This is a genomic window from Massilia sp. NP310 (genome assembly GCF_019443485.1).
In the GTDB taxonomy this organism is placed as follows: domain Bacteria; phylum Pseudomonadota; class Gammaproteobacteria; order Burkholderiales; family Burkholderiaceae_D; genus Telluria; species Telluria timonae.
The window spans coordinates 3,349,956-3,369,484 of the sequence record NZ_CP080379.1 but is presented as its reverse complement, the minus strand read 5'-3'; the positions used below and the strand labels follow the sequence as shown (position 1 = coordinate 3,369,484).

The window sequence follows — 19,529 nt, the reverse complement described above, 5'->3', positions numbered from 1 at the left end:
GTCGGACTCAGGTCTGGCGGCTCTTGGCCATGGGCGGATTATCGGCGAAATAGCGGCGGATGCCATTCGTGATCGCGTTGGCCAACTGGTCCTGGTAACCGTCGTCGTTCAGGCGCGCTTCTTCCTGCGGGTTCGAGATGAACGCGGTCTCGACCAGGATGGACGGGATGTCCGGCGCCTTCAGCACGGCGAAGCCGGCTTGCTCGACCGAGGCCTTGTGCAGGCGGTTGATGCCGCCGATTTCCTTCAGCACGGCCTTGCCCAGCTTGAGGCTGTCGTTGATCTGGGCCGTGGTCGACAGGTCGAACAGCACGCTGGCCAGGTGCTTGTCGCTGGTGCCCGTCAGGTTGGCGCCACCGATCAGGTCGGCCTTGTTCTGGTCATTCGCCAGCCAGCGCGCCGCGCTCGAGCTGGCGCCTTTTTCCGACAGCACGAACACCGACGAGCCGCGCGCGGTCGGCGAAATCCAGGCGTCGGCGTGGATCGAGACGAACAGGTCGGCCTGCACCTTGCGCGCCTTTTGCACGCGGGTGCCCAGCGGCACGAAGAAGTCGCCGTCGCGGGTCAGCATCACGCGGGTATTCGGCATCTGCTCCAGCTTGGCCTTGAGGCGCTTGGCCACCGCCAGCACGATGTCCTTCTCGCGGCTGCCCTTGGCGCCGATCGCGCCCGGGTCTTCGCCGCCATGGCCCGGATCGAGGGCGATGGTGATCATGCGCGCCACCTTCTGGGCAGGCGCCGCGGCGGTCGCCTTGGCCGGCGGCGGCTGCACCGCCAGGGCCGGCGCCGTGCCCTTCAGGCCCGACATTTCGGCTTCCAGCTTGGCGATCGCGTCCGGGCCGGCATTCGGCTGGGTGCGCGGGACGGCGGGCGGCGGCACGGGAATCTGCACCGGCGGCGTGCCGGTGGCGGGATTGGGCGAGGCCGGCGCGCCGGCCACCGGGGTGGCGGCGACAGGGTCGCCCAGGGCCGGCTGGTCGGCCGCCAGGGTCGTGGTCGGGCCCGGGCTCCAGTCGCCCTGTTCGATCAGGGCAGCGATCGGGTCGACCGGAGTGGCCGGGTACAGGTCGAACACCAGGCGGTGCTGGTAGCCGGCCACCGGCGCCAGGGTAAATACCTGCGGCTTGATCTCGGCCTTCAGGTCGAACACCAGGCGCACCACGTTCGGGCGGTTCTGGCCGACCCGGACCTGCTTGATGTAGGGGTCGTTCGGTTCGATCTTGGCCACCAGGCTCTTGAGCGTGTTGCTCAGGGCGAGGCCGTCGATATCGACCACCAGGCGCGGCGGATCGGGGATCAGGAAGTGTTCGGCCTTGAGGTCGGTGTCGTTTTCCAGCGTCACCCGGGTGTAGTCGGGGGCGGGCCAGACACGCACGGCCAGGATTTCATTGGCGCTGGCGCGCAGCGGGATGACGGACAGCAGCAGCGTGCCGCCGGCCTTGAGCAGGACACGGCGACGCGAGGACGAAGGCGTCACGCGGGCGGCTGGGGCGGCAGAAGGGGAGCGAGACGGTCGAGGCATAGCAGGCCTAATTCGGACAACGCCTGCAATTCTACATCACGGCCGGGCCCGCTAACGTTGAGCAAGATACGCAAGTCGGGCGGCGGCAACACCGGATCGCCTTTTTCGGGCCACTCGACGATGCACACATTGCGCCCATCGAAGTCTTCGCGAAAGCCCGCGTCCAGGAATTCTTCCGGACTCGACATGCGGTACAGGTCGTAGTGGATCACGTTCAATGGCTTGCCATCGAGCATCACCCGATACGGTTCCGACAAGGTATAGGTCGGGCTCTTCACGGTGCCGGCATGGCCGGCCGCCTGCAGCAGGGCACGGGTGAGGGCGGTCTTGCCGGCGCCGAGGTCGCCGTGCAGGTAGATCACCAGGCCCGGCTGCAAGGCGCGCGCCAGGGCGGCGCCGAGGGCGGATGTGGCGGATTCGTCCGGCAGATAGCGCTGCAAGCGCGATTTAAAAGGCTGCATCGAATAAAATAGCGAGTTGTTCTGCGTGATTTCTTGCGGTATGCCCACTTCCCCCAACCCTGCCCCCGACCTGCCTGAGCTTGCGCGCGCCATCAAGGCGTGGGGCAAGGAGCTGGGCTTTGCCGACGTGCGCGTCGCCGACGTCGACCTGGGCCACCTGGAGGCCGGGCTGCAAGCCTGGCTGGACGCGGGTTACCACGGCGAGATGGATTATATGGCAAGCCATGGCATGAAGCGTGCCCGTCCCGCCGAACTGGTGCCGGGCACGGTGCGCGCCATCGTGGCGCGCATGGATTACCTGCCCGCCGCCCAGGATGCCGACTGGCGCGCCCGGGAGCGCCTGCGCCAGCAGGATCCGGAGGCCGCCGTGGTCTCGGTGTATGCGCGCGGCCGCGACTACCACAAGGTCTTGCGCAACCGCCTGCAGTCGCTGGCCGGCCGCATCCAGGACGCGATCGGGCCGTTCGGCTTTCGGGTGTTCACCGATTCGGCGCCGGTGATGGAGTTGCCGCTGGCCGAAAAGGCCGGCCTGGGCTGGCGCGGCAAGCACACGCTGCTGCTGTCGCGCGCGGCCGGCTCGACCTTCTTCATCGGCGAGATCCTGGTCGACCTGCCGCTGCCCGTCGACCCGCCCACCGGCGCGCATTGCGGGCAGTGCCAGTCGTGCATCGACCTGTGCCCGACCGGGGCGATCCTGGGGCCGGGCAAGCTCGACGCGCGGCGCTGCATCTCTTACCTGACGATCGAGCTCAAGAACAGTATTCCGGAAGAATTGCGGCCCCTGATCGGCAACCGCATCTATGGCTGCGACGATTGCCAGGTGGCCTGTCCGTGGAACAAGTTTGCGCAGCGCGCGGTGGTGCCGGATTTCGACGAACGCAATGGCTTGGGTGGAGGCGACCTGCTCGAGCTGTTCGCCTGGGACGAAGAAGAATTCAACCGCCGCATGGAAGGCAGTCCGATCCGCCGCATCGGCCATGAGCGCTGGTTGCGCAATCTGGCGGTAGGGTTGGGAAATGCCGCCGAGAAAAAGCGTGGGGATGCTGTCATCGTGGCGGCCTTGCAATCCCGGCTCGATCATCCATCCGAACTGGTGCGCGAACACGTCGCCTGGGCCCTGGCGCGCCACGCCGCCTGAGCCGGTATGCGTCAGGCCATCAGATCTCGATGCGCTTCAGGCGCAGGGCCGACCAGTCGCCGTCGATCGAGATCATGGCCACGCCGGTGATGCCGTTCTCCTTGGCATAGGCATTGATCGAATCGCGGTTGATGTCGGTGGCCTTGGAGGCGGTCTGCTTGAGGTAGGCGATCCACAGCGAACCCTTCTCGCCCAGCTTGCGCTTGGCAATGTCGAAATAGTGCTCGAGATCCTTGCGGTGCATGCAGAACATCAGGATCACGTCGAAGGGACCGTCGCCCTCCTTGACGATCTCGGCCGGCATCTGGGCCGCCACGTTCGGATTGACCTGGCCATTGAGCACCAGCATCGATTTCGCCGTTCGTAAAAACATCTTGTCTGCAACTGTCTTTTCGTTCATTGGAGTTTCCTAAAAGAGAGTGGCATCGCGGCGCCCGGGGCCGCGGCGCGTTCAAGACTATTTTACAAGGCTTCCCATGAGAAGCTGGAACGCTTGACGCGCGACAAGGTCGGCAAAAAGACGGGTTATTTCAACAGCCCAGCCAGCTCGACGGCGGTCTTGACCTGCATCTTGTCGAAGATATGGGCCCGGTGCACCTCGACCGTGCGCATGCTGATGCCCAGTTTATCGGCCACGACCTTGTTCATCATGCCGGCCAGGATCAGGTCGAGCACTTCGCGTTCGCGCGCCGACAGGGTGGCCAGGCGCGCCTGCACGCCGGCCGAGGCGGCCGCCTTGCGCGAGGCGGCGAGGGCTTCCTCGACCCGGTCCATCAGCTGGTTGTCGTTGAAGGGTTTCTCGAAGAAATCGAAAGCGCCGCGCTTGAGCGAGTCGACCGCCATCGGCACGTCGCCGTGGCCGGTGAGAAAGATCACGGGCAGGCGCGGCAGCAGGCCGCGGCCGATCAGCGCGTCGAATACGGCGATGCCGTTCATGCCGGGCATGCGCACGTCGAGCAGGAGGCAGTCGCCGCTGACGTCGAGGTCTTGCAGGGCGTCGAGGAATTCCTGGCCGCCCGCGTAACCGCGCGCGGGCAGGCCGCGCGATTGCGCCAGCCAGGCGAGCGAGTCGCGAATGACTTCTTCGTCGTCGACGATGTGCAGCATGCAGGTCTCCGTAGTGGCGGGATGGGCTTCCCGCCTTGTTGCTTTTCTCGTAAAGATGGCGCATCCAGGATAGCCCTGCGCGCCGCAGACCGAATTTTAGCCCAGCGCCCGGCTGGCCGCTTGGGCCGGCAGCGAAAATGTGAACACGGTGCCGCCGGCCGGATGCGGCGCATGGCTCAGGGTGCCGCCATGGAACTCGATCGCGGTGCGGCAGATCGACAAGCCCATTCCCATGCCCTCGGCCCGGGTCGAGTAGAACGGAGAAAACAGCCGCTCGGCCACTTCGGGCGCGATGCCGTGGCCGCGGTCGATCACCGACACCGCCACCTGCTCGTCCACGTGTACTGCCTCGATGCGCAGCACACGCTGGTCCGGCGCCGTGTCCTGCATGGCCTGGATCGCATTGCGGGTCAGGTTGAGCAGCACCTGTTCCAGCATCACGCGGTCGGCCAGCACGGTCGGCAAGCCGGGCGGCAATTGCACGCGCAGCGCCACGCCGGCCTGGCGCGCCTGCAGCTCGATCAGGGCGTGCACGCTGGAAATGACGCTGCGGATCGTCACCTCCTGGCGCAGCGGTTCGCGCTTCTTGACGAACTCGTGCACGCTGCGGATGATCTGGCCGGCGCGCTGGGCTTGCTGGCGCGCCTGTTCCAGCGCATGGCGCAGCATGCCCGGCTTGAGGTCGTCGCCGGTGCCGGCGGCGCGCTCGAGCATGTTCAGGGCGCCCACCGTGTAGCTGGAAATCGCCGCCAACGGCTGGTTCAGCTCGTGCGCCAGCATCGACGACAGTTCGCCCATGGTGGCCAGGCGCGCGCTGGCCTGCAGCTTTTCTTCCTGCTGGCGGTTGAGCTCTTCGACCCGCTTGCGGTCGGTGATGTCGAGCACCGAGCTCATCCAGCCGGTATGGCGGCCGTCGACGTCCACCAGCGGCGCTTCGAACACCAGCACCGGCACCCGGGTGCCGTCCGGACGCTGGAACACGGTCTCGAATTGCGGCGTGATCTTGCCCGACAAGATGCCCTGGAAGCGTTCCTCGTATTCGGCGGTCGCTTCCGGCGCCCAGTAGGCCATCGGCGGCTTCTTGCCGATCAATTCTTCCGGCGGATGGCCGACGATCTGGCAGAAGGCGCGGTTCACATAAGTGACGCGGCCCTCCAGGTCGCGCGCGCGCAGGCCGGTGAGCAGCGAGTTTTCCATCGCCGTGCGAAACGCCATCTGCTGGCGCAGCGCGCTTTCCGCCGCCAGCGTGCGCGAGATGTGGCGCCACAGCGCGGCCAGGCTGGTCAACAGGCCCAGGGCCAGCACGATCACCGAGCCCACCAGCAGGTTCGGCAGCAGTTGCGGCGCGCGCTTGACGCTGTTGGTCGACAGCACCAGCTGGGCGCCCGGCAGATCGAGCTCGCGCTGGTGGGTGTACACGCCGCGTCCCGGGCCGCCGGCGGCGCGCCGCGCCACCGCCTGTTCGTCGCGGTCGATCAGGGCCAGCGCATTATCCTGGGCAAACCACCAGGGCACGGTCTCGTCGAGCAGCACTTGCAGGCTGTAGGTCGCGACCAGGCTGCCCATGAACTGGCCATTGCGAAACAGCGGCAGGTAGAAATCGATCAGGCCATGGGTCGATGGCGTGGCGCCATACGGTTCGCTGTAGCGGCCGCGCCGGATCGAGCGCGCCATTTCTCCGGCCAGGGCCGTGGTCTCGGGCAGGCCGGCGGCGGGCAGGTCGGCGCCATGGCTGGCCAGCACCGCGCCGGCGGCGTCGCTCCACACCACGCGCACCAGCTCCGGGCCGTTGACGAACATCTGGCGGAATCGCGCCTGCAGTTTCTCCGGCGGCAGCGGCGCGACCACCAGGTCGGCGCCGAGGGCGCTGAGCGCATCCTCGCTGCGCGCCAGCTCGAAGCGCAAGGTCTGCTCGACCCACAGCGTGTCTGCAATCAATTGCTCTTGGCGCTCGGTGCTTTCCATCTGGCGCGCCTGCCAGGGCAGCCAGATCAGCACGGCGAGGAACAGCAGCACCAGCAGCATCGGCACCAGCCAGCGCCAGAACCGCCAGGCGCGGATGCGCGCGCGCGGTTCCGACATGGGCTGGGCGAACGGAATTTTCATGCAAGAGTCCTGTATTGGTTAAACTGTCCAGCTGTTGTGGAAGTCCACGATGGCGGTCGACACGGGCACGGCACAGACTTGCGTGCGGCAGTGCATCCGCCAGTGTAAGGTTTCATTAGAAAGAATTAAACCGTCATGCAGATCAAGACCCTGGCCGCCAAAGCGTTTTTCGTGCTGGCGGCGGCCGCGAGTGTCGACGCCCTGGCGCAGGGGCCGATCGTCATCAAGTTCAGCCACGTGGTGGCGCCCGACACGCCCAAGGGCCGTGCCGCCGAGCGTTTCAAGGAGTTGGCCGAGCAAATGACGAGCGGCCAAGTCAAGGTAGAAGTGTATCCGAACAGCCAGCTGTACAAGGACCGCGAGGAGCTCGAGGCCCTGCAGCTGGGCGCGGTGCAGATGCTGGCGCCGTCGCTGGCCAAGTTCTCGCCGCTGGGCGTGCGCGACTTCGAGGCGTTCGACCTGCCGTATATCTTCCCGGACCGGGCGGCGCTGTACAAGGTGACCGAAGGCCGCATCGGCCGCAACCTGTTGCGCAAGCTCGAGCCCAAGGGCATCACCGGCTTGGCGTTCTGGCATAACGGCTTCAAGATCATGTCGGCCAACCAACCCTTGACCTCGCCCAAGGATTTCGAGGGATTGCGCATGCGTATCCAGGCGTCCAAGGTACTGGATGCGCAGATGCGCGCGCTGGGCGCCCAGCCTCTGGCGCTGGCCTTTTCCGAAGCCGCACCCGCCCTGCGCGATGGGGTGGTGGCCGGCACCGAGAACACGCCGTCGAATATGTACACCCAGCGCATGCACGCGACGCAAAGCCACCTGACGCTGTCCAACCACGGCTATCTGGGGTACGCGGTGATCGTTAACAAAAAATTCTGGGATGGACTGCCGGCCGACACCCGCAACACCCTGGCGCGCGCCATGCGCGAAGCCACGCTGTACGAAAAAAAGATCGCCCAACGCGCCAATGACGACGCCATCGAAGCCATCCGCCAGGCCGGCACCACGACGATCCACACGCTCACGCCAGCCCAGCAGGCCGAATGGCGGCGTGCGATGCAGCCGGTGTATGGACAGATGGAAGGTCGAATCGGCAAGGAAACCGTGCGCGCCATCCTGCGCGAAGTGGGGCGCTGACGTAAGGCAGGGATCGGCGATGCGGGAGGGCGCGCTGACATGCGCCTACAGCATGTCGACAATCACGTTTTGTTTATAAGTAAAATAATTTTCCAAATTTGTGGCCGAAAAGATACATTTTCTATAAGAACTTGCGTTATCATGGGGCTCATGCGCACTGGGATGGTGCGCGGCAGTGCCAAGAACAAGCAATAGAAGCGGCATGCAAGGTTTTTGGGGGAGCATTGATAAAAGCACGGTAATCCATACCGGAGACATTCGAGGAGACACCACGTTTGACAGAAGTCGCTGGCAAGACCCGGCGGCCGGAAACGTGACCCGAATTGGAGCGCACCTGAGGGTGCGCTTTTTTTTCGTTCGAATCGTCCAATCGCTGGCCCGCATGGGCGCTGCCCGGTTAAGATGCCTGGGCAACACATTGCTCAGTCGCCCCCACTATGAAGCCCGATCCTGCCAGCCAGATTTTCAATGCCATCGTGCCCGCTCCCTTCGGCGCGCTGGGCATCCGCACCGCCGACGACAAGCTGCGCGAAGTGGTGTATTTACCGCCTTCGTTCGCCGAAAAAAGCGCGGACAGCGCCATCGCGCAGCGCAGCGCCGAGCAGCTCGCGCGCTACCTGGACGACCCGGATTTCAGCTTCGACCTGCCGTTGATGGACGCCGGCACCGAGTTCCAGCGCAAGGTGTGGCAAGAGATCAGCGCCATCCCGCGCGGCGCCGTGCGCACCTATGGCCACCTGGCCAAGGTGATCGGCTCGCATCCGCGCGCCGTGGGCCAGGCCTGCGGCGCCAATTGGTTCCCATTGGTCATTCCCTGCCATCGGGTCACGGCATCCGGCGGTCTGGGCGGCTTCTCGAACCAGAACGACGAGAACGGTTTCCATCTTTCGGTCAAGCGCTGGTTGCTGCGGCACGAAGGCGCCACCGCCGCTCCATGGCAGCAGCAGTCGATCTGGCCCTGATCGACGAGTTCTGCGACACGCTCTGGCTGGAACAGGGCCTGGCGAAGAACTCGCTCGACGCTTACCGGCGCGACCTGCGCCTGTTCGCCGGTTGGCTGGACGCCAAGCGCCCGGGGCGCGGCCTGCTGGCCGTGGGGGCGGAAGATCTCAGCGCCTATTTCGCCGACCGCCATCCGGAATCGCGGCCGAGCACGGCCAACCGCCGGCTGTCGGTGTTCAAGCGCTTCTATGGCCTGCTGCTGCGCCGCGGACAGATATCGACCGACCCCTGCCTCAAGATGCCGTCGGCGCGCCAGCCGACCCGTTTCGTGCATACCCTGACCGAGGACCAGGTCGAGGCCCTGTTGGCCGCCCCCGATATTTCGACGCCGTTGGGTTTGCGCGAGCGCACGATGCTGGAGCTGATGTATGCCAGCGGCTTGCGGGTATCGGAACTGGTGGCCCTGAAACTGGTCGAAGTGAGCCTGAACGATGGCGTGCTGCGCGTGACCGGCAAGGGCAGCAAGACGCGCCTGGTGCCGTTCGGCGAAGAGGCGCGGCGCTGGCTCGAACGCTACCTGAAGGATGCGCGCGGCATCATCCTCAACGGCCAGGTCGACGACGCCTTGTTCGTCACTGGCCGCGGTGGCCCGATGACGCGCCAGATGTTCTGGATCCTGATCAAGAAACACGCGTCGAAGGCCGGCGTCACCGGTCCGCTGTCGCCGCATACGCTGCGCCACGCCTTTGCCACGCATTTACTGAACCACGGGGCCGATCTGCGGGTGGTGCAATTATTGCTGGGTCACGCCGATATTTCGACGACCCAGATCTACACCCACGTGGCGCGCGAACGCCTGAAACGGCTGCACGCGCAGCATCACCCACGTGGCTAGCGCAAGAACCTATCCCGGTAGGTGAGAGTCGTTTCTGCCGCGCCTGGCAAGCGTGTGCTGCGTTGCTCGTCGTTGCATGGCTCGCCATGCGGCCTCCTCGCGCCTTGCTCACGCTCGCCATGCATCGCCTACGCGCATGTCGCCATGAACTTCCTCCCACCTACCGGGATAGGTTCAAAGTCGGGAAGCGCGAAGTAGTCCATAATGGCTGTGCAGGTGCAGCATTTTCCTTGAATTAAACACGTCGAGGTGACTATGGCACGGAACAATTTTTCTTACGAAAAGCGGCAGCGGGAACTCGAAAAGAAGCGCAAGGCGGAAGAAAAAGCCAAGCGCAAGCTGGAAGCGAAGAACGCGCCGGCCGACGGCGCCGGGGCCATGCAGCCGGACGGCGCTGCGAACGGCGAGGACGGCGAACAGCGCACCCCTGCCGCGGCGCCGCCGAGCCTGGCCTGAGCGGCCAGCCCATCAAAAGGATTGCGCGCGTGCTCCGTCGACATCGATGGAGCCCCTGGCGCATGATGGAACTATAAGCATCCACAACGGTCTGAGCCATCTGAATGCGACAAGCTGTCAGTTGGCCGGTGTGAATGGCGGTATGGCGTGACAAAGCGCATGCCGCCCGCCGTTTGCGAGCTCGCAAACGGCATGGCCGGCCATGGCATGACAATGTCGGTGTTGTCTACCTGATTATTGTCGTTTCCATAGCGAAAGGCCATTGCTGTGAGCGAACCACCGCCGAATTCCGCGGCGCACCCGTCCGCGCCGTCGGCCGCGCCCTCCCTCGATTCTCCACTTGCCGGGGATGGGCAAGCCAGTCCCGCAGGCGACCTCCCGGGACGTGGCGACGGTGGGGCCGAAGCCTTCGGCTGGCTCCACCATTTCGTCACGGCGCTCGAGCTGGCGCCGGCGGTCGCCGTGCATTCGATGGACCAGGCCGGCGCCATCCGTTTCTGGAACCGCGCCAGCGAAGAACTGTACGGCATCCCGTCCAACGAGGCGGTCGGCAAGCCCTTCCGCGAGCTGGTGTGCCACCTCGACCGCCAGGCCGAGTTCGAGGATGCGATCGCCGCGATCTGGCGCAGCGGCCACGCGCCGCCGGCGCGCGACTGGCAGGTGCAATCGCGCACCGGCCGCCGCCACTGGGTCTATTCCTGCCACTACCCGGTCAGGCACGACAGCGTGATGCAAGAGATCTTCTGCATGGAAGTCGACATCACGGCGCGTAAAGAGGCCGAGAGCAACCTGGCGCAGGCGGCCCAGGTGTTCCAGAACGCGCGCGACGCCATCATCATGATGGATGCCGACTACCGCGTGCGCGCCGTCAATGGCGCCTTCACCAGCATCACCGGCCACGTCCCCGAGCACATCCTCGGCCAGTCGCTGGCCAGCCTGGGCTGGGATGCCGCCGACGGCTTCTACGAGCGCATCTGGTCCGAACTCGACGGCCACGACCACTGGGAAGGCGAACTGGCCAGCGTGCGCAGCAATGGCGAGCGCTATCCGGTGCGGGTGGCGTTGACGGCGATCCGCGACGCCCACGGCGACGTGTCCAGCTATATGGCGATGCTGTCCGACATCAGCGAGCGCAAGCGGCTCGAGGAGCAGGTGCGGCACCAGGCCGAGCACGATGCCCTGACCGGCCTGCCCAACCGCATCCTGTTCCTCGACCGCCTGCACCAGGCGCTGGCCACCTGGCGCCGCCAGCGCGACCGCTGCGCCGTGATGTTCCTCGACCTCGATAAATTCAAGCCGATCAACGATCACCACGGCCACCAGGCCGGCGACGCCGTGCTGCGCGAGGTCGCCGCGCGCCTGCGCGCCTGCGTGCGCCGGGTCGACACCATCAGCCGACTGGGCGGCGACGAATTCGTGGTGCTGCTGGGCGACATCAAGGGCGCCGACCAGGCCGCGCACGTGGCCGGCGCCGTCACCCAGGCGGTGGCGCGGCCCATCGACGTTGGCGGGCAGCAGGTGGCGCTGTCGGTCTCGATCGGCATCGCGCTGTGCCCCGACGACGGCGACGAGGTGGAGGCCCTGCTGCACCATGCCGACGTCGCGATGTACCACGCCAAGCAGGACGGACGCGACACCTTCCGTTTCTTCGATCCGGCCATGAACGCCCATGTGATCGAGCGGGTCGAGCTCGAGAACCGGCTGCGCCAGGCGATCGAGAGCCATGAATTCGTGCTCGAATACCAGCCCGAGGTCGAGGTGGCAAGCGGCCGCGTCGGCACGGTCGAGGCCTTGCTGCGCTGGCGCCATCCCGAGCGCGGCCTGCTGCTGCCGCAGCACTTCTTGCCGGTGGCCGAGGAATCCGGCCTGATCGTCCCGATCGGCGAATGGGTATTGAAGGAAGCCTGTCGCCAGGCGCGCGCCTGGGGCGATGCGGGGTTTCCGGTCACGGTCGCGGTCAACCTGTCCGCCGCCCAGCTCGCGCATGCGGGGCTGCTGGCGGCGGTCGACGCCGCCTTGCAGGGCGCCGGCCTGGGGCCGGGAGCGCTCGAGCTCGAGATCGCCGAAGAGGCGCTGGTGCGCGGCGAGCCGGCTTTCGAGACGGCGATGGCGCTGCGCGCACGCGGCGTGCAGCTGAGCATCGACCGCTTCGGCACCGGCCTGTCGAGCCTGGAGGCGCTGCGCCGCTTCCCGCTCACCAAGCTCAAGATCGACCGCAGCTATGTGGGCAACGTCGGCCACGACCCGGTCGATGCGGCCATGGTGCCGGCCATCATTTCGGTGGCGCGCAGCCTGGGCTTGCGGGTGGTGGGAGAGGGCGTGGAGACGGCCGAGCAGCTGGATTTCCTGCGCCGGCATGGCTGTGACGATTACCAGGGGTTTTATGCCAGCGCGGCCATGGCGACACCCGACCTGTCACCGCATCCTGGCTGATACGTTGTTGGACGTTCACGTCAAATCACGTTGCCCGAACAACCGTATCCTGGCCAGCACCTGCCCATGATCCGACGCCTCGGGCAGCGCCAGATTCAGGTGATCGTTCAGGTACACCACGTCCACCACTTCCCCGATCGCGCCCGGCAGCGCCGGGTTGAATTCGGGCGACACCAGGATGTGGTCGATGGTCGAATGGCGCGTGTCGTGCAGGATCGAGAAGCCGACGTGGCGCTGGTGGTCGAGCCGGCGCTGCACCTGGCTGGCGTCGAACATGCGCTCGCCGACCGGCGTGCCTTCGCCCAGCACGATCTCGGTGGTCACCGAATCGGCCACGTCGTTGAAGTCGCCCAGCACGATGCGCGGGCGCCGGTTGGCGTGGGCCATGTCGGTCAAGAGCACGCGCAGCGCGGTGGCCTCGGTGCCGCGCCGGATCAGCGAGCGCAGGCAGGCCAGCGCATACAGGTGCGGGTCGGCGCCGCTGTCGCTCGAACGGTAGTCGGGCCGGCGCGACTTGAGATGGACCACGATCACGTCGATCACCACCCCCGACGCCGCGATCACGCCCGCATGCAGCGGCGCGCGGGTGAAGCGGTCCGGGTCGCGGCTGCCGGGCGGCATCGTGACGTTAGCCGGGAACATCGGCAGCTGCGATCCGGGCTCGGCCAGCGGCAGGCGCGAGACCAGGGCCACGCTCGGGGTCAGGCGCGGGGCGGCCGGGTCGGGGTCGAAGCCGATGTGGTGGGCGTCGCGATAGCGCCGGCTGCGCCGCAGCACTTCCTTCAGCACGCTCTGCGAAAAGATCTCCTGGAAGCCGATCACGTCGGCATTGATCAGGTCGAGCTGGTGCGCGGTCCAGTCGAGCTTGGCCTCGTACTCGGCGGCCGTGGTGGGCGCGAGATTGTCGTACAGGCGGGCGCCGGGCGGGGCCAGGTTGAAAGTGTTGAAGGTGGCAAACCGAAGTTCTTCCTGCATAATAGAAACCCCTATTGTTCGTCTTTAGCGTAACACGCATGGCCAAGAAAGAGCACGTCTCAGAGACACCCGCCACCCAATTCCTGCGCAAGCATGCCGTCGCATTTTCCGAGCATCCTTATGAGTACGAAGAGCATGGCGGCACGGCGGTGTCCTCGAGCGCGCTCGGCGTGCCCGAACACGACGTGGTCAAGACCCTGGTGATGCAGGACGAGGCCGCCAAGCCGCTCATCGTGCTGATGCATGGCGACTGCAAGGTGTCGACCAAGAACCTGGCGCGCGCCATTCCCTGCAAATCGGTCGAGCCGTGCAAGCCGGACGTCGCCCAGCGCCACTCAGGGTATCTGGTCGGCGGCACCTCGCCCTTCGGCATCCGCAAGGCGATGCCGGTCTACGTCGAGGAAAGCATCCTGGCGCTGGACAAGATCTACATCAATGGTGGACGCCGCGGCTACCTGGTCGGCATCGACCCGAAGGTGCTGGTCGACGTGCTGAAGGCGCGTCCCGTGCAGTGCGCCCTGGCCGAGTAGCTTTTCCCACCAGCGGCCGATGGTGTATATTCACGACCGATTTCCGGTAATGACATCGGCCGGAACCCACTGAGAGAGTAGATGAACACCCTGATTGCCACCATTGCCGCCTATTTGCTCGGCTCGATTTCCTTCGCGGTCGTGATGAGCCGCGTCTTTGGCCTGTCCGACCCGCGCACCTATGGCTCCAAGAATCCCGGCGCCACCAATGTGCTGCGCAGCGGCAGCAAGAAGGCCGCGATCGCCACCCTGGTCGGCGACGCCGCCAAGGGCTGGCTGGCGGTCTGGCTGGCGATGCGGTTCGGCCCCGATGTCGGCCTGGATGACACCGGCATCGCCCTGGTCGCGATCGCCGTCTTCATCGGCCACCTGTGGCCCGTGTTCTTCCGCTTCGTGGGCGGCAAGGGCGTGGCCACCGCGCTGGGCGTCCTGCTCGGCATCAATCCATGGCTCGGCCTGGCGACCCTGGCGACCTGGCTGATCGTCGCCTACGCCTTCCGCTATTCCTCGCTGGCGGCCCTGGTCGCCGCGATCTTCGCGCCGTTCTACTATGGCCTGCTGTTCGGCGTCGATGCAATCCTGTTCGCCGTGTTCGTGATGAGCGCGCTGCTGCTGTGGCGTCACAGCAGCAATATCGGCAACCTGATCGCCGGCAAGGAATCGAAGATCGGCAGCAAGTCGGCCGGGGCCAAGAAAGCCAAGTAAGCGAAACGGGCCGCCGCGCGCCGGATTTTCTTGCAGGCGTTACCATTCGTCTTGAACAGCGGCGCACCCGCGCCGCGCCGGACAGAAAGGTGGTACCCCGTGAGCAAGCAACTCAGGATCGATTTTGTGTCGGACGTCTCGTGCCCCTGGTGCGCGATCGGCCTGAAATCGCTGGAACAGGCCCTGTTGAAGGTCGGCGACGAAGTGCGCGTCGACCTGCATTTCCAGCCCTTCGAGCTGAACCCCGACATGGGCCCGGATGGCCAGGACATCGTCGAGCACGTGACGCAGAAATATGGCGCCACGGCCGAGCAGCAAGCCGCCACCCGCGAGACGATCCGCGCACGCGGCGCCGCCGTCGGTTTTACCTTCGACATGGAGCGGCGCGGCCGCATCTACAACACCTTCGACGCCCACCGCCTGCTGGCCTGGGCCGAGGACGAGGGCATGCAACGCCAGCTCAAGACCGCGCTGCTGGAAGCCTATTTCACCCGCTGCGAAGACCCGAGCAACCATGAGGTGCTGCTGCGCACGGCCGAAAGCGTCGGCCTGGACCGTGAGCGGGCAGCCATCATCCTGGGCTCCAATGAATATGCGGAAGACGTGCGCACGCGCGAACAATTCTTCCAGCGCGCCGGCGTCAAGTCGGTGCCGGCGATCATCATCAACCAGCGCCACTTGATTTCCGGCGGCCAGCCGCCGGAAGTGTTCGAGCGGGCGCTGCGCGAGATTCCGGGGTTGGAGCCGGAAACCACGGCGTGATTCAGGCGTTGGGTTGGCGGCAAGCCGCCAACCCAACGGTGTCGATCAAGTGAGTTCCAGTACCACCGGCTGATGATCCGACGCCGCCGTCTCCGACTGCACGTCGATCGCCGTCAGCCGCGCCGCAAGGTCGTCGGTGACGAAGAAATAGTCATAGCACTCGGGCCGCTCGGGCCACGGGAAACCGTGCAGCCCGGTGGTCGGTGCGCGCGCCATGTCGCCGTGCACCGCGCGCCAGGCGTCCACCAGCGGCAGCGCGCCGGGTTCCGGCGCGCCCAGGAGCGCCTGGTAATCCGGCGCATCCGGCGCGAAATTGAAGTCGCCGCAAAGAATCGCCGAGCCGGGCCGGAAGCCCAGCTGGAACGGCGCATCGAGATTCGGATCGGGCTGGAACAAACGCGAGCGGGCGCAGGCCTCGGCATGCAGCTCGCGGATGCGCGCCACTTGCGCCATGCGCTGCGGCGGCGAATAGTACTCGAGATGGGTGGTCAGCAGGCGCAGCTTGCCAGTCGGCGCATCGACCACGGTTTCGAGCAGGCCGCGCGGCATGCCGGCCGGGTGCTCCGGATCGGCCGGCCAGGGCAACAGGTGGCGGTGCACCTGCGAGATACGGTATTTGGAGAGGATCAGGTTGCCGAACAGGCGCGGAACGTTGTTCTTGTAGATTTCACTCGGGGCGTGCTCCATCGCGTGGTAGCCGCCGAATGCGCCGCTGAGCTGCTTGAACTGGTTGGCGCTGGCGCTGCCCTCGAGCTCGGGGTGGTTGGCCGCCACCTCCTGCAGGCAGATCACATCGGGGTTCAGCCGGCGCAGCACGTCGATGATCGCATGGATGCGAATTCGACCGTCCTTGCCACAACCCCAACGAATATTCCAGCTTACTACGCGCATCGTTCACCTCCGTAAATCTTGATCGACGGATATTGCCACCGTTTGGCGAGCAACGGTCACACGGTAGGATCGATGTCAGGCTGGCAAGTTCAATGGCGAATTCGAGCGATTCCCTTGCTATTCATGCAGCTTCCAGCTCGTCCAGCGGCCAGCGCGGGCGCACCGTGAAGGCGTAATCGCGCTGGGCCAGCGCCGGGTTGCGCTCGAGGCGCATGGCGCCGGCAAAGGCGATCATGGCGCCGTTATCGGTGCAGAATTCCAGCTCCGGGTAATACACCTTGAACTTGCGCCTGGCGGCGGCCGCGTTGAGCGATTCGCGCAATTGCTTGTTGGCGCCGACGCCACCCGCGATCACGAGGCGCGTCAAGCCCGTATGCTTCATCGCATTCACGCATTTCGCGGTGAGCACGTCGACGATCGCATCGACGAAGCCGCGCGCGATGTTCGCTTTGTCCTGCTCGCAGATATTGGCGACGACTTTTTCTTCGTGGTTCTTGACCACGGTGAGCACGGCGGTCTTCAGGCCCGAGAAGCTGAAGTTGAAATCCTTGCTGTGGAGCATGGGGCGCGGCAGGGTATAGGCGGTCGGATCGCCGAACTCCGCCAGGCGCGAAATTGCCGGCCCGCCCGGGTAGCCCAGGCCCAGCAGCTTGGCCGATTTGTCGAAGGCTTCGCCGGCCGCGTCGTCCAGGGTCTCGCCCAGCAGCGTATAGCTGCCGACGCCGTCGACCCGCATCAGCTGGGTATGCCCGCCCGAAACCAGCAGCGCGAGGAAGGGAAATTCCGGGCGCTCCGACGCCAGCAGCGGCGACAGCAGGTGGCCTTCGAGGTGGTGCACGCCGAGCACGGGTTTATCGAGCGCCAGCGCCAGGCTGCAGGCGACCGAGGAGCCGACCAGCAGCGCGCCGGCCAGGCCCGGGCCTTGCGTATAGGCGATGGCGTCGATGTTCGATGCCGGCAGGTCGGCGCGCTTCAGGACTTCGTCCAATAGCGGAATGGCGCGCCGGATATGGTCGCGCGAAGCGAGTTCCGGTACCACGCCGCCATACTCCTCGTGCATGGCGACCTGCGAGTGCAGGGCGTGGGACAGCAGGCCGCGCTCGGTGTCATACAGAGCAAAGCCGGTTTCATCGCAGGAGGATTCGACGCCGAGAACGATCATGGGAGGAGCAGTGTGAATTAGGCAGAACCGTCGATTTTACCGTACGGTTCGTTCGAATTCACGGACGCTGCAATAACTCCTTGTGCGCCTGTCGCAACATGGCCTCGGTCTCTTCCCAGCCGATGCAACCATCGGTCACCGAGCAGCCATAGGTCAGCTGCGACAGGTCGGCGGGAATCGCCTGGTTGCCGCTGACGATATTCGACTCGATCATCACGCCCACCAGCGATTGATTGCCATGGCGAATCTGCTGGATCACGTCGGACATGACGAGCGGCTGCAGTTCCGGCTTCTTGTAGCTGTTCGCATGCGAGCAGTCGACCACCAGGTTGGCCGGCAACTTGGCCTTGGTCAGTGCCTGCTCGGCAATCGCCACCGACACCGAATCGTAGTTCGGCCGCCCGCCGCCGCCGCGCAGCACGACGTGGCCGTAGGCATTGCCGCTGGTGCGCACGACCGATACCGAGCCTTGACCATTGATGCCCAGGAAGGCGTGCGGATTGGCCGAGGACAGCACCGCATTGATCGCGATGCTGACGTCGCCGTCGGTGCCGTTCTTGAAGCCCACCGGCGTGGACAGGCCGGACGACATCTCGCGGTGGGTCTGCGATTCGGTGGTGCGCGCGCCGATCGCGGTCCAGGCGATCAGGTCGCCCAGGTATTGCGGAGAAATCGGGTCCAGCGCCTCGGTCGCGGTCGGCAAGCCCAGCTCGCACACGTCGAGCAGGAAGCGGCGCGCGCGTTCCATGCCGACGTCGACGCGGAACGAGTCGTCCATGAACGGATCGTTGATATAGCCCTTCCAGCCGGTGGTGGTGCGCGGCTTCTCGAAATACACGCGCATCACCAGCACCATGGTGTCGCTGACTTCGTCCTGCAGCGCTTTCAGGCGGCGCGCATAGTCGAGGCCGGCTTCGGGGTCGTGGATCGAGCAGGGGCCGACCACGACGAACAGGCGCTTGTCCTTGCGGTCGAGGATATTGCGCAGCGTCTCGCGGCCTCCCATGACGGTCGCATAGGCGCGCTCGCTCAGCGGCAGGGCCGCATGCAGTTCGACCGGCGTGGGCATCCGGGTGAACGAGCTGACGTTGGTATTTTCGATTTGTGGCGTGCTGGTCATGGTGCTATCTAAAATTCTTCAGGTGGATCGACCAGTGTAGACGGAAATTGCTGCACGTGCATAAGCGATATCGCAAAATCCATGCCCCGGTGCCGCCCTGTGCTGCAGGCCAGTCCCGTTCCCGTGTATCCTTTTGCCATGACTACCGACACGAATGACATCGAACGCTTTGTCGCGGCCCCCTTCATCAAGGAAATCGGCCGCGGCGTCAAAGGCGCGCGCAGCATGACGCGCGAGGATGCGCGCGCGCTCTACGCCGCCATGCTGGAAGGCCGGGTCTCGGACCTGGAACTGGGCGCCATCCTGCTCGCCATGCGCATCAAGGGCGAGTCCGTGGACGAGCTGGCCGGCTTCATGGACGCCGCCGCAGCCTCGTTCGCGCCGCTGCCCACGCCGCGCGGCGAGTTCGCCCCGGTCCTGATCCCGACCTATAACGGCGCGCGCAAGCTGGCCAACCTGACGCCGCTGCTGGCCCTGCTGCTGGCGCGCGAGGGCGTGCCGACCCTGGTGCACGGCGTGCGCACCGACCCGGGGCGCGTGGCCACCGCCGAGATCCTGCGTGAATTGGGGCTGCTTGAAGCAACCACCGCCGCCGAGGTGCAGAACGAGTTCGCCCACCTGCGTCCGGCCTTCATGCCGATCGAGCACCTGGCCCCGCGGCTGGCCCAGATGCTGTCGCTGCGGCGGGTGCTGGGCGTGCGCAACTCGACCCACACCCTGGTCAAGATCCTGCAGCCCTTCGACGGCCCGGCGCTGCGCCTGGTGTCGTACACCCATCCCGAATACCTGGAAACCCTGGGCGGCTTCTTCGAGGGCGTGGACAGTGAAAGCCAGGGCGACGCCTTCCTGATGCGCGGCACCGAGGGCGAGACCGTGGCCCATCCGCATCGCGCCCAGCGCATCGACTGGTTCCATGCCGGCCAGCGCGCGCTGCTGGTCGAGCGCGATGCGCCGACCGACGCATTGTCCGAGGTGCCCGATGGCCGTGACGCGGCCACCACCGCGGCCTGGATCGGCGCCGCGCTGCGCGGCGAGGTGCCGGTGCCGGCCTCGATCGCGACCCAGGTGGCGTATTGCGTGGAAGTGTCGCGCAAGATCCGCGCGCGCAGCCAGCCGCTGGCTTAGTTGCTTACGTGAGTGCTGACCGGGACCCGCCGCTGGCATTACAATGGCGGGTTCGACGCAAGGCA

19 protein-coding genes are annotated in these 19,529 nt (G+C 65.9%); 10 read left to right on the top strand and 9 right to left on the bottom strand.

Going from position 1 to position 19,529, the window contains the following annotated elements; all coding sequences use genetic code 11:
- Positions 1 to 7 precede the first annotated feature (7 nt).
- Together KY496_RS14740 and tsaE are read right to left on the bottom strand one after the other, a co-directional pair.
- Positions 8 to 1,522, bottom strand: coding sequence for an N-acetylmuramoyl-L-alanine amidase (locus KY496_RS14740; RefSeq protein ID WP_219861283.1), 1,515 nt, complete (start codon positions 1,520 to 1,522; stop codon positions 8 to 10).
- The gene (tsaE, locus tag KY496_RS14735) at positions 1,474 to 1,983 is read right to left on the bottom strand and encodes a tRNA (adenosine(37)-N6)-threonylcarbamoyltransferase complex ATPase subunit type 1 TsaE (protein WP_219861281.1); all 510 of its coding nucleotides are present in this window, start codon (positions 1,981 to 1,983) and stop codon (positions 1,474 to 1,476) included. The genes KY496_RS14740 and tsaE overlap by 49 nt, the downstream gene beginning before the upstream one ends.
- Positions 1,984 to 2,023: 40 nt before the next feature.
- Here tsaE and queG point away from each other — a divergent pair, with 40 nt between their 5' ends.
- Positions 2,024 to 3,121 (top strand): tRNA epoxyqueuosine(34) reductase QueG, encoded by a 1,098-nt coding sequence (queG, locus tag KY496_RS14730; RefSeq protein WP_184236992.1) that lies wholly within the window; start codon positions 2,024 to 2,026, stop codon positions 3,119 to 3,121.
- Positions 3,122 to 3,140: 19 nt separating this feature from the next.
- Here queG and KY496_RS14725 read toward each other — a convergent pair whose 3' ends face one another.
- The 3 genes from KY496_RS14725 to KY496_RS14715 form a co-directional block, all read right to left on the bottom strand.
- A complete protein-coding gene (locus KY496_RS14725) occupies positions 3,141 to 3,521 on the bottom strand; it encodes a DUF3052 family protein (protein WP_005665381.1) in 381 nt (126 codons plus the stop codon).
- A gap of 125 nt (positions 3,522 to 3,646) precedes the next feature.
- Positions 3,647 to 4,228 (bottom strand): response regulator transcription factor, encoded by a 582-nt coding sequence (locus KY496_RS14720; RefSeq protein WP_184236995.1) that lies wholly within the window; start codon positions 4,226 to 4,228, stop codon positions 3,647 to 3,649.
- A gap of 96 nt (positions 4,229 to 4,324) precedes the next feature.
- Positions 4,325 to 6,334 carry a nitrogen regulation protein NR(II) gene (locus tag KY496_RS14715; protein ID WP_219861279.1) on the bottom strand — a complete coding sequence of 670 codons (2,010 nt, stop codon included), beginning with the start codon at positions 6,332 to 6,334 and terminating at the stop codon, positions 4,325 to 4,327.
- 135 nt (positions 6,335 to 6,469) lie between these two features.
- Between KY496_RS14715 and KY496_RS14710 the strand changes: the two genes are divergently transcribed.
- The 5 genes from KY496_RS14710 (at position 6,470) to KY496_RS14690 (ending at position 12,194) form a co-directional block, all read left to right on the top strand.
- Positions 6,470 to 7,468 (top strand): TRAP transporter substrate-binding protein, encoded by a 999-nt coding sequence (locus tag KY496_RS14710; protein WP_219861277.1) that lies wholly within the window; start codon positions 6,470 to 6,472, stop codon positions 7,466 to 7,468.
- Positions 7,469 to 7,905: 437 nt separating this feature from the next.
- The gene (locus tag KY496_RS14705) at positions 7,906 to 8,430 is read left to right on the top strand and encodes a methylated-DNA--[protein]-cysteine S-methyltransferase (protein WP_184237004.1); all 525 of its coding nucleotides are present in this window, start codon (positions 7,906 to 7,908) and stop codon (positions 8,428 to 8,430) included.
- The gene (gene xerD, locus KY496_RS14700) at positions 8,403 to 9,305 is read left to right on the top strand and encodes a site-specific tyrosine recombinase XerD (protein WP_071361430.1); all 903 of its coding nucleotides are present in this window, start codon (positions 8,403 to 8,405) and stop codon (positions 9,303 to 9,305) included. The genes KY496_RS14705 and xerD overlap by 28 nt, the downstream gene beginning before the upstream one ends.
- Positions 9,306 to 9,560: 255 nt before the next feature.
- Positions 9,561 to 9,761: a hypothetical protein gene (locus tag KY496_RS14695; RefSeq protein ID WP_219861275.1), complete on the top strand. Its 201-nt coding sequence runs from the start codon at positions 9,561 to 9,563 to the stop codon at positions 9,759 to 9,761.
- Positions 9,762 to 10,028: 267 nt separating this feature from the next.
- Entirely contained in the window at positions 10,029 to 12,194 is a 2,166-nt protein-coding gene (locus KY496_RS14690) for a bifunctional diguanylate cyclase/phosphodiesterase (RefSeq protein ID WP_219861273.1), read from the top strand.
- A gap of 15 nt (positions 12,195 to 12,209) precedes the next feature.
- On the opposite strand, the gene KY496_RS14685 is transcribed toward KY496_RS14690, so the two are convergent.
- Positions 12,210 to 13,169, bottom strand: a complete 960-nt coding sequence (locus KY496_RS14685) for an endonuclease/exonuclease/phosphatase family protein (protein ID WP_184237013.1) — start codon at positions 13,167 to 13,169, stop codon at positions 12,210 to 12,212.
- 38 nt (positions 13,170 to 13,207) lie between these two features.
- On the opposite strand from KY496_RS14685, the gene ybaK reads away from it, so the two are divergent.
- The 3 genes from ybaK to KY496_RS14670 all read left to right on the top strand — a co-directional run bounded on the left by ybaK (position 13,208) and on the right by KY496_RS14670 (position 15,166).
- Entirely contained in the window at positions 13,208 to 13,699 is a 492-nt protein-coding gene (gene ybaK, locus KY496_RS14680; RefSeq protein ID WP_005665396.1) for a Cys-tRNA(Pro) deacylase, read from the top strand.
- 81 nt (positions 13,700 to 13,780) lie between these two features.
- Entirely contained in the window at positions 13,781 to 14,404 is a 624-nt protein-coding gene (gene plsY / locus KY496_RS14675; protein WP_005665398.1) for a glycerol-3-phosphate 1-O-acyltransferase PlsY, read from the top strand.
- A gap of 99 nt (positions 14,405 to 14,503) precedes the next feature.
- Positions 14,504 to 15,166 (top strand): DsbA family oxidoreductase, encoded by a 663-nt coding sequence (locus tag KY496_RS14670; RefSeq protein ID WP_040775211.1) that lies wholly within the window; start codon positions 14,504 to 14,506, stop codon positions 15,164 to 15,166.
- 45 nt (positions 15,167 to 15,211) lie between these two features.
- Here KY496_RS14670 and KY496_RS14665 read toward each other — a convergent pair whose 3' ends face one another.
- The 3 genes from KY496_RS14665 to KY496_RS14655 all read right to left on the bottom strand — a co-directional run bounded on the left by KY496_RS14665 (position 15,212) and on the right by KY496_RS14655 (position 18,339).
- A complete protein-coding gene (locus KY496_RS14665; protein WP_184237016.1) occupies positions 15,212 to 16,057 on the bottom strand; it encodes an endonuclease/exonuclease/phosphatase family protein in 846 nt (281 codons plus the stop codon).
- 121 nt (positions 16,058 to 16,178) lie between these two features.
- Positions 16,179 to 17,219, bottom strand: coding sequence for a tRNA (adenosine(37)-N6)-threonylcarbamoyltransferase complex transferase subunit TsaD (tsaD, locus tag KY496_RS14660; RefSeq protein WP_184237019.1), 1,041 nt, complete (start codon positions 17,217 to 17,219; stop codon positions 16,179 to 16,181).
- 58 nt (positions 17,220 to 17,277) lie between these two features.
- Complete coding sequence (locus KY496_RS14655; RefSeq protein WP_005665404.1) at positions 17,278 to 18,339, bottom strand: 3-deoxy-7-phosphoheptulonate synthase; 1,062 nt, start codon at positions 18,337 to 18,339, stop codon at positions 17,278 to 17,280.
- A gap of 138 nt (positions 18,340 to 18,477) precedes the next feature.
- On the opposite strand from KY496_RS14655, the gene ybiB reads away from it, so the two are divergent.
- Positions 18,478 to 19,464: a DNA-binding protein YbiB gene (ybiB, locus tag KY496_RS14650; protein WP_040775214.1), complete on the top strand. Its 987-nt coding sequence runs from the start codon at positions 18,478 to 18,480 to the stop codon at positions 19,462 to 19,464.
- Positions 19,465 to 19,529: the final 65 nt, after the last annotated feature.

Coding starts and splice junctions, on each gene's coding strand:
- KY496_RS14665 (WP_184237016.1), bottom strand. CDS start 16,057: ATGCGCGTAGTAAGCTGGAATATTCGTTGGGGTTGTGGCAAGGACGGT.
- tsaE (WP_219861281.1), bottom strand. CDS start 1,983: ATGCAGCCTTTTAAATCGCGCTTGCAGCGCTATCTGCCGGACGAATCC.
- KY496_RS14705 (WP_184237004.1), top strand. CDS start 7,906: ATGAAGCCCGATCCTGCCAGCCAGATTTTCAATGCCATCGTGCCCGCT.
- KY496_RS14685 (WP_184237013.1), bottom strand. CDS start 13,169: ATGCAGGAAGAACTTCGGTTTGCCACCTTCAACACTTTCAACCTGGCC.
- KY496_RS14655 (WP_005665404.1), bottom strand. CDS start 18,339: ATGACCAGCACGCCACAAATCGAAAATACCAACGTCAGCTCGTTCACC.
- xerD (WP_071361430.1), top strand. CDS start 8,403: ATGGCAGCAGCAGTCGATCTGGCCCTGATCGACGAGTTCTGCGACACG.
- KY496_RS14720 (WP_184236995.1), bottom strand. CDS start 4,228: ATGCTGCACATCGTCGACGACGAAGAAGTCATTCGCGACTCGCTCGCC.
- tsaD (WP_184237019.1), bottom strand. CDS start 17,219: ATGATCGTTCTCGGCGTCGAATCCTCCTGCGATGAAACCGGCTTTGCT.
- KY496_RS14710 (WP_219861277.1), top strand. CDS start 6,470: ATGCAGATCAAGACCCTGGCCGCCAAAGCGTTTTTCGTGCTGGCGGCG.
- KY496_RS14740 (WP_219861283.1), bottom strand. CDS start 1,522: ATGCCTCGACCGTCTCGCTCCCCTTCTGCCGCCCCAGCCGCCCGCGTG.
- plsY (WP_005665398.1), top strand. CDS start 13,781: ATGAACACCCTGATTGCCACCATTGCCGCCTATTTGCTCGGCTCGATT.
- queG (WP_184236992.1), top strand. CDS start 2,024: ATGCCCACTTCCCCCAACCCTGCCCCCGACCTGCCTGAGCTTGCGCGC.
- KY496_RS14695 (WP_219861275.1), top strand. CDS start 9,561: ATGGCACGGAACAATTTTTCTTACGAAAAGCGGCAGCGGGAACTCGAA.
- KY496_RS14725 (WP_005665381.1), bottom strand. CDS start 3,521: ATGAACGAAAAGACAGTTGCAGACAAGATGTTTTTACGAACGGCGAAA.
- KY496_RS14715 (WP_219861279.1), bottom strand. CDS start 6,334: ATGAAAATTCCGTTCGCCCAGCCCATGTCGGAACCGCGCGCGCGCATC.
- ybaK (WP_005665396.1), top strand. CDS start 13,208: ATGGCCAAGAAAGAGCACGTCTCAGAGACACCCGCCACCCAATTCCTG.
- ybiB (WP_040775214.1), top strand. CDS start 18,478: ATGACTACCGACACGAATGACATCGAACGCTTTGTCGCGGCCCCCTTC.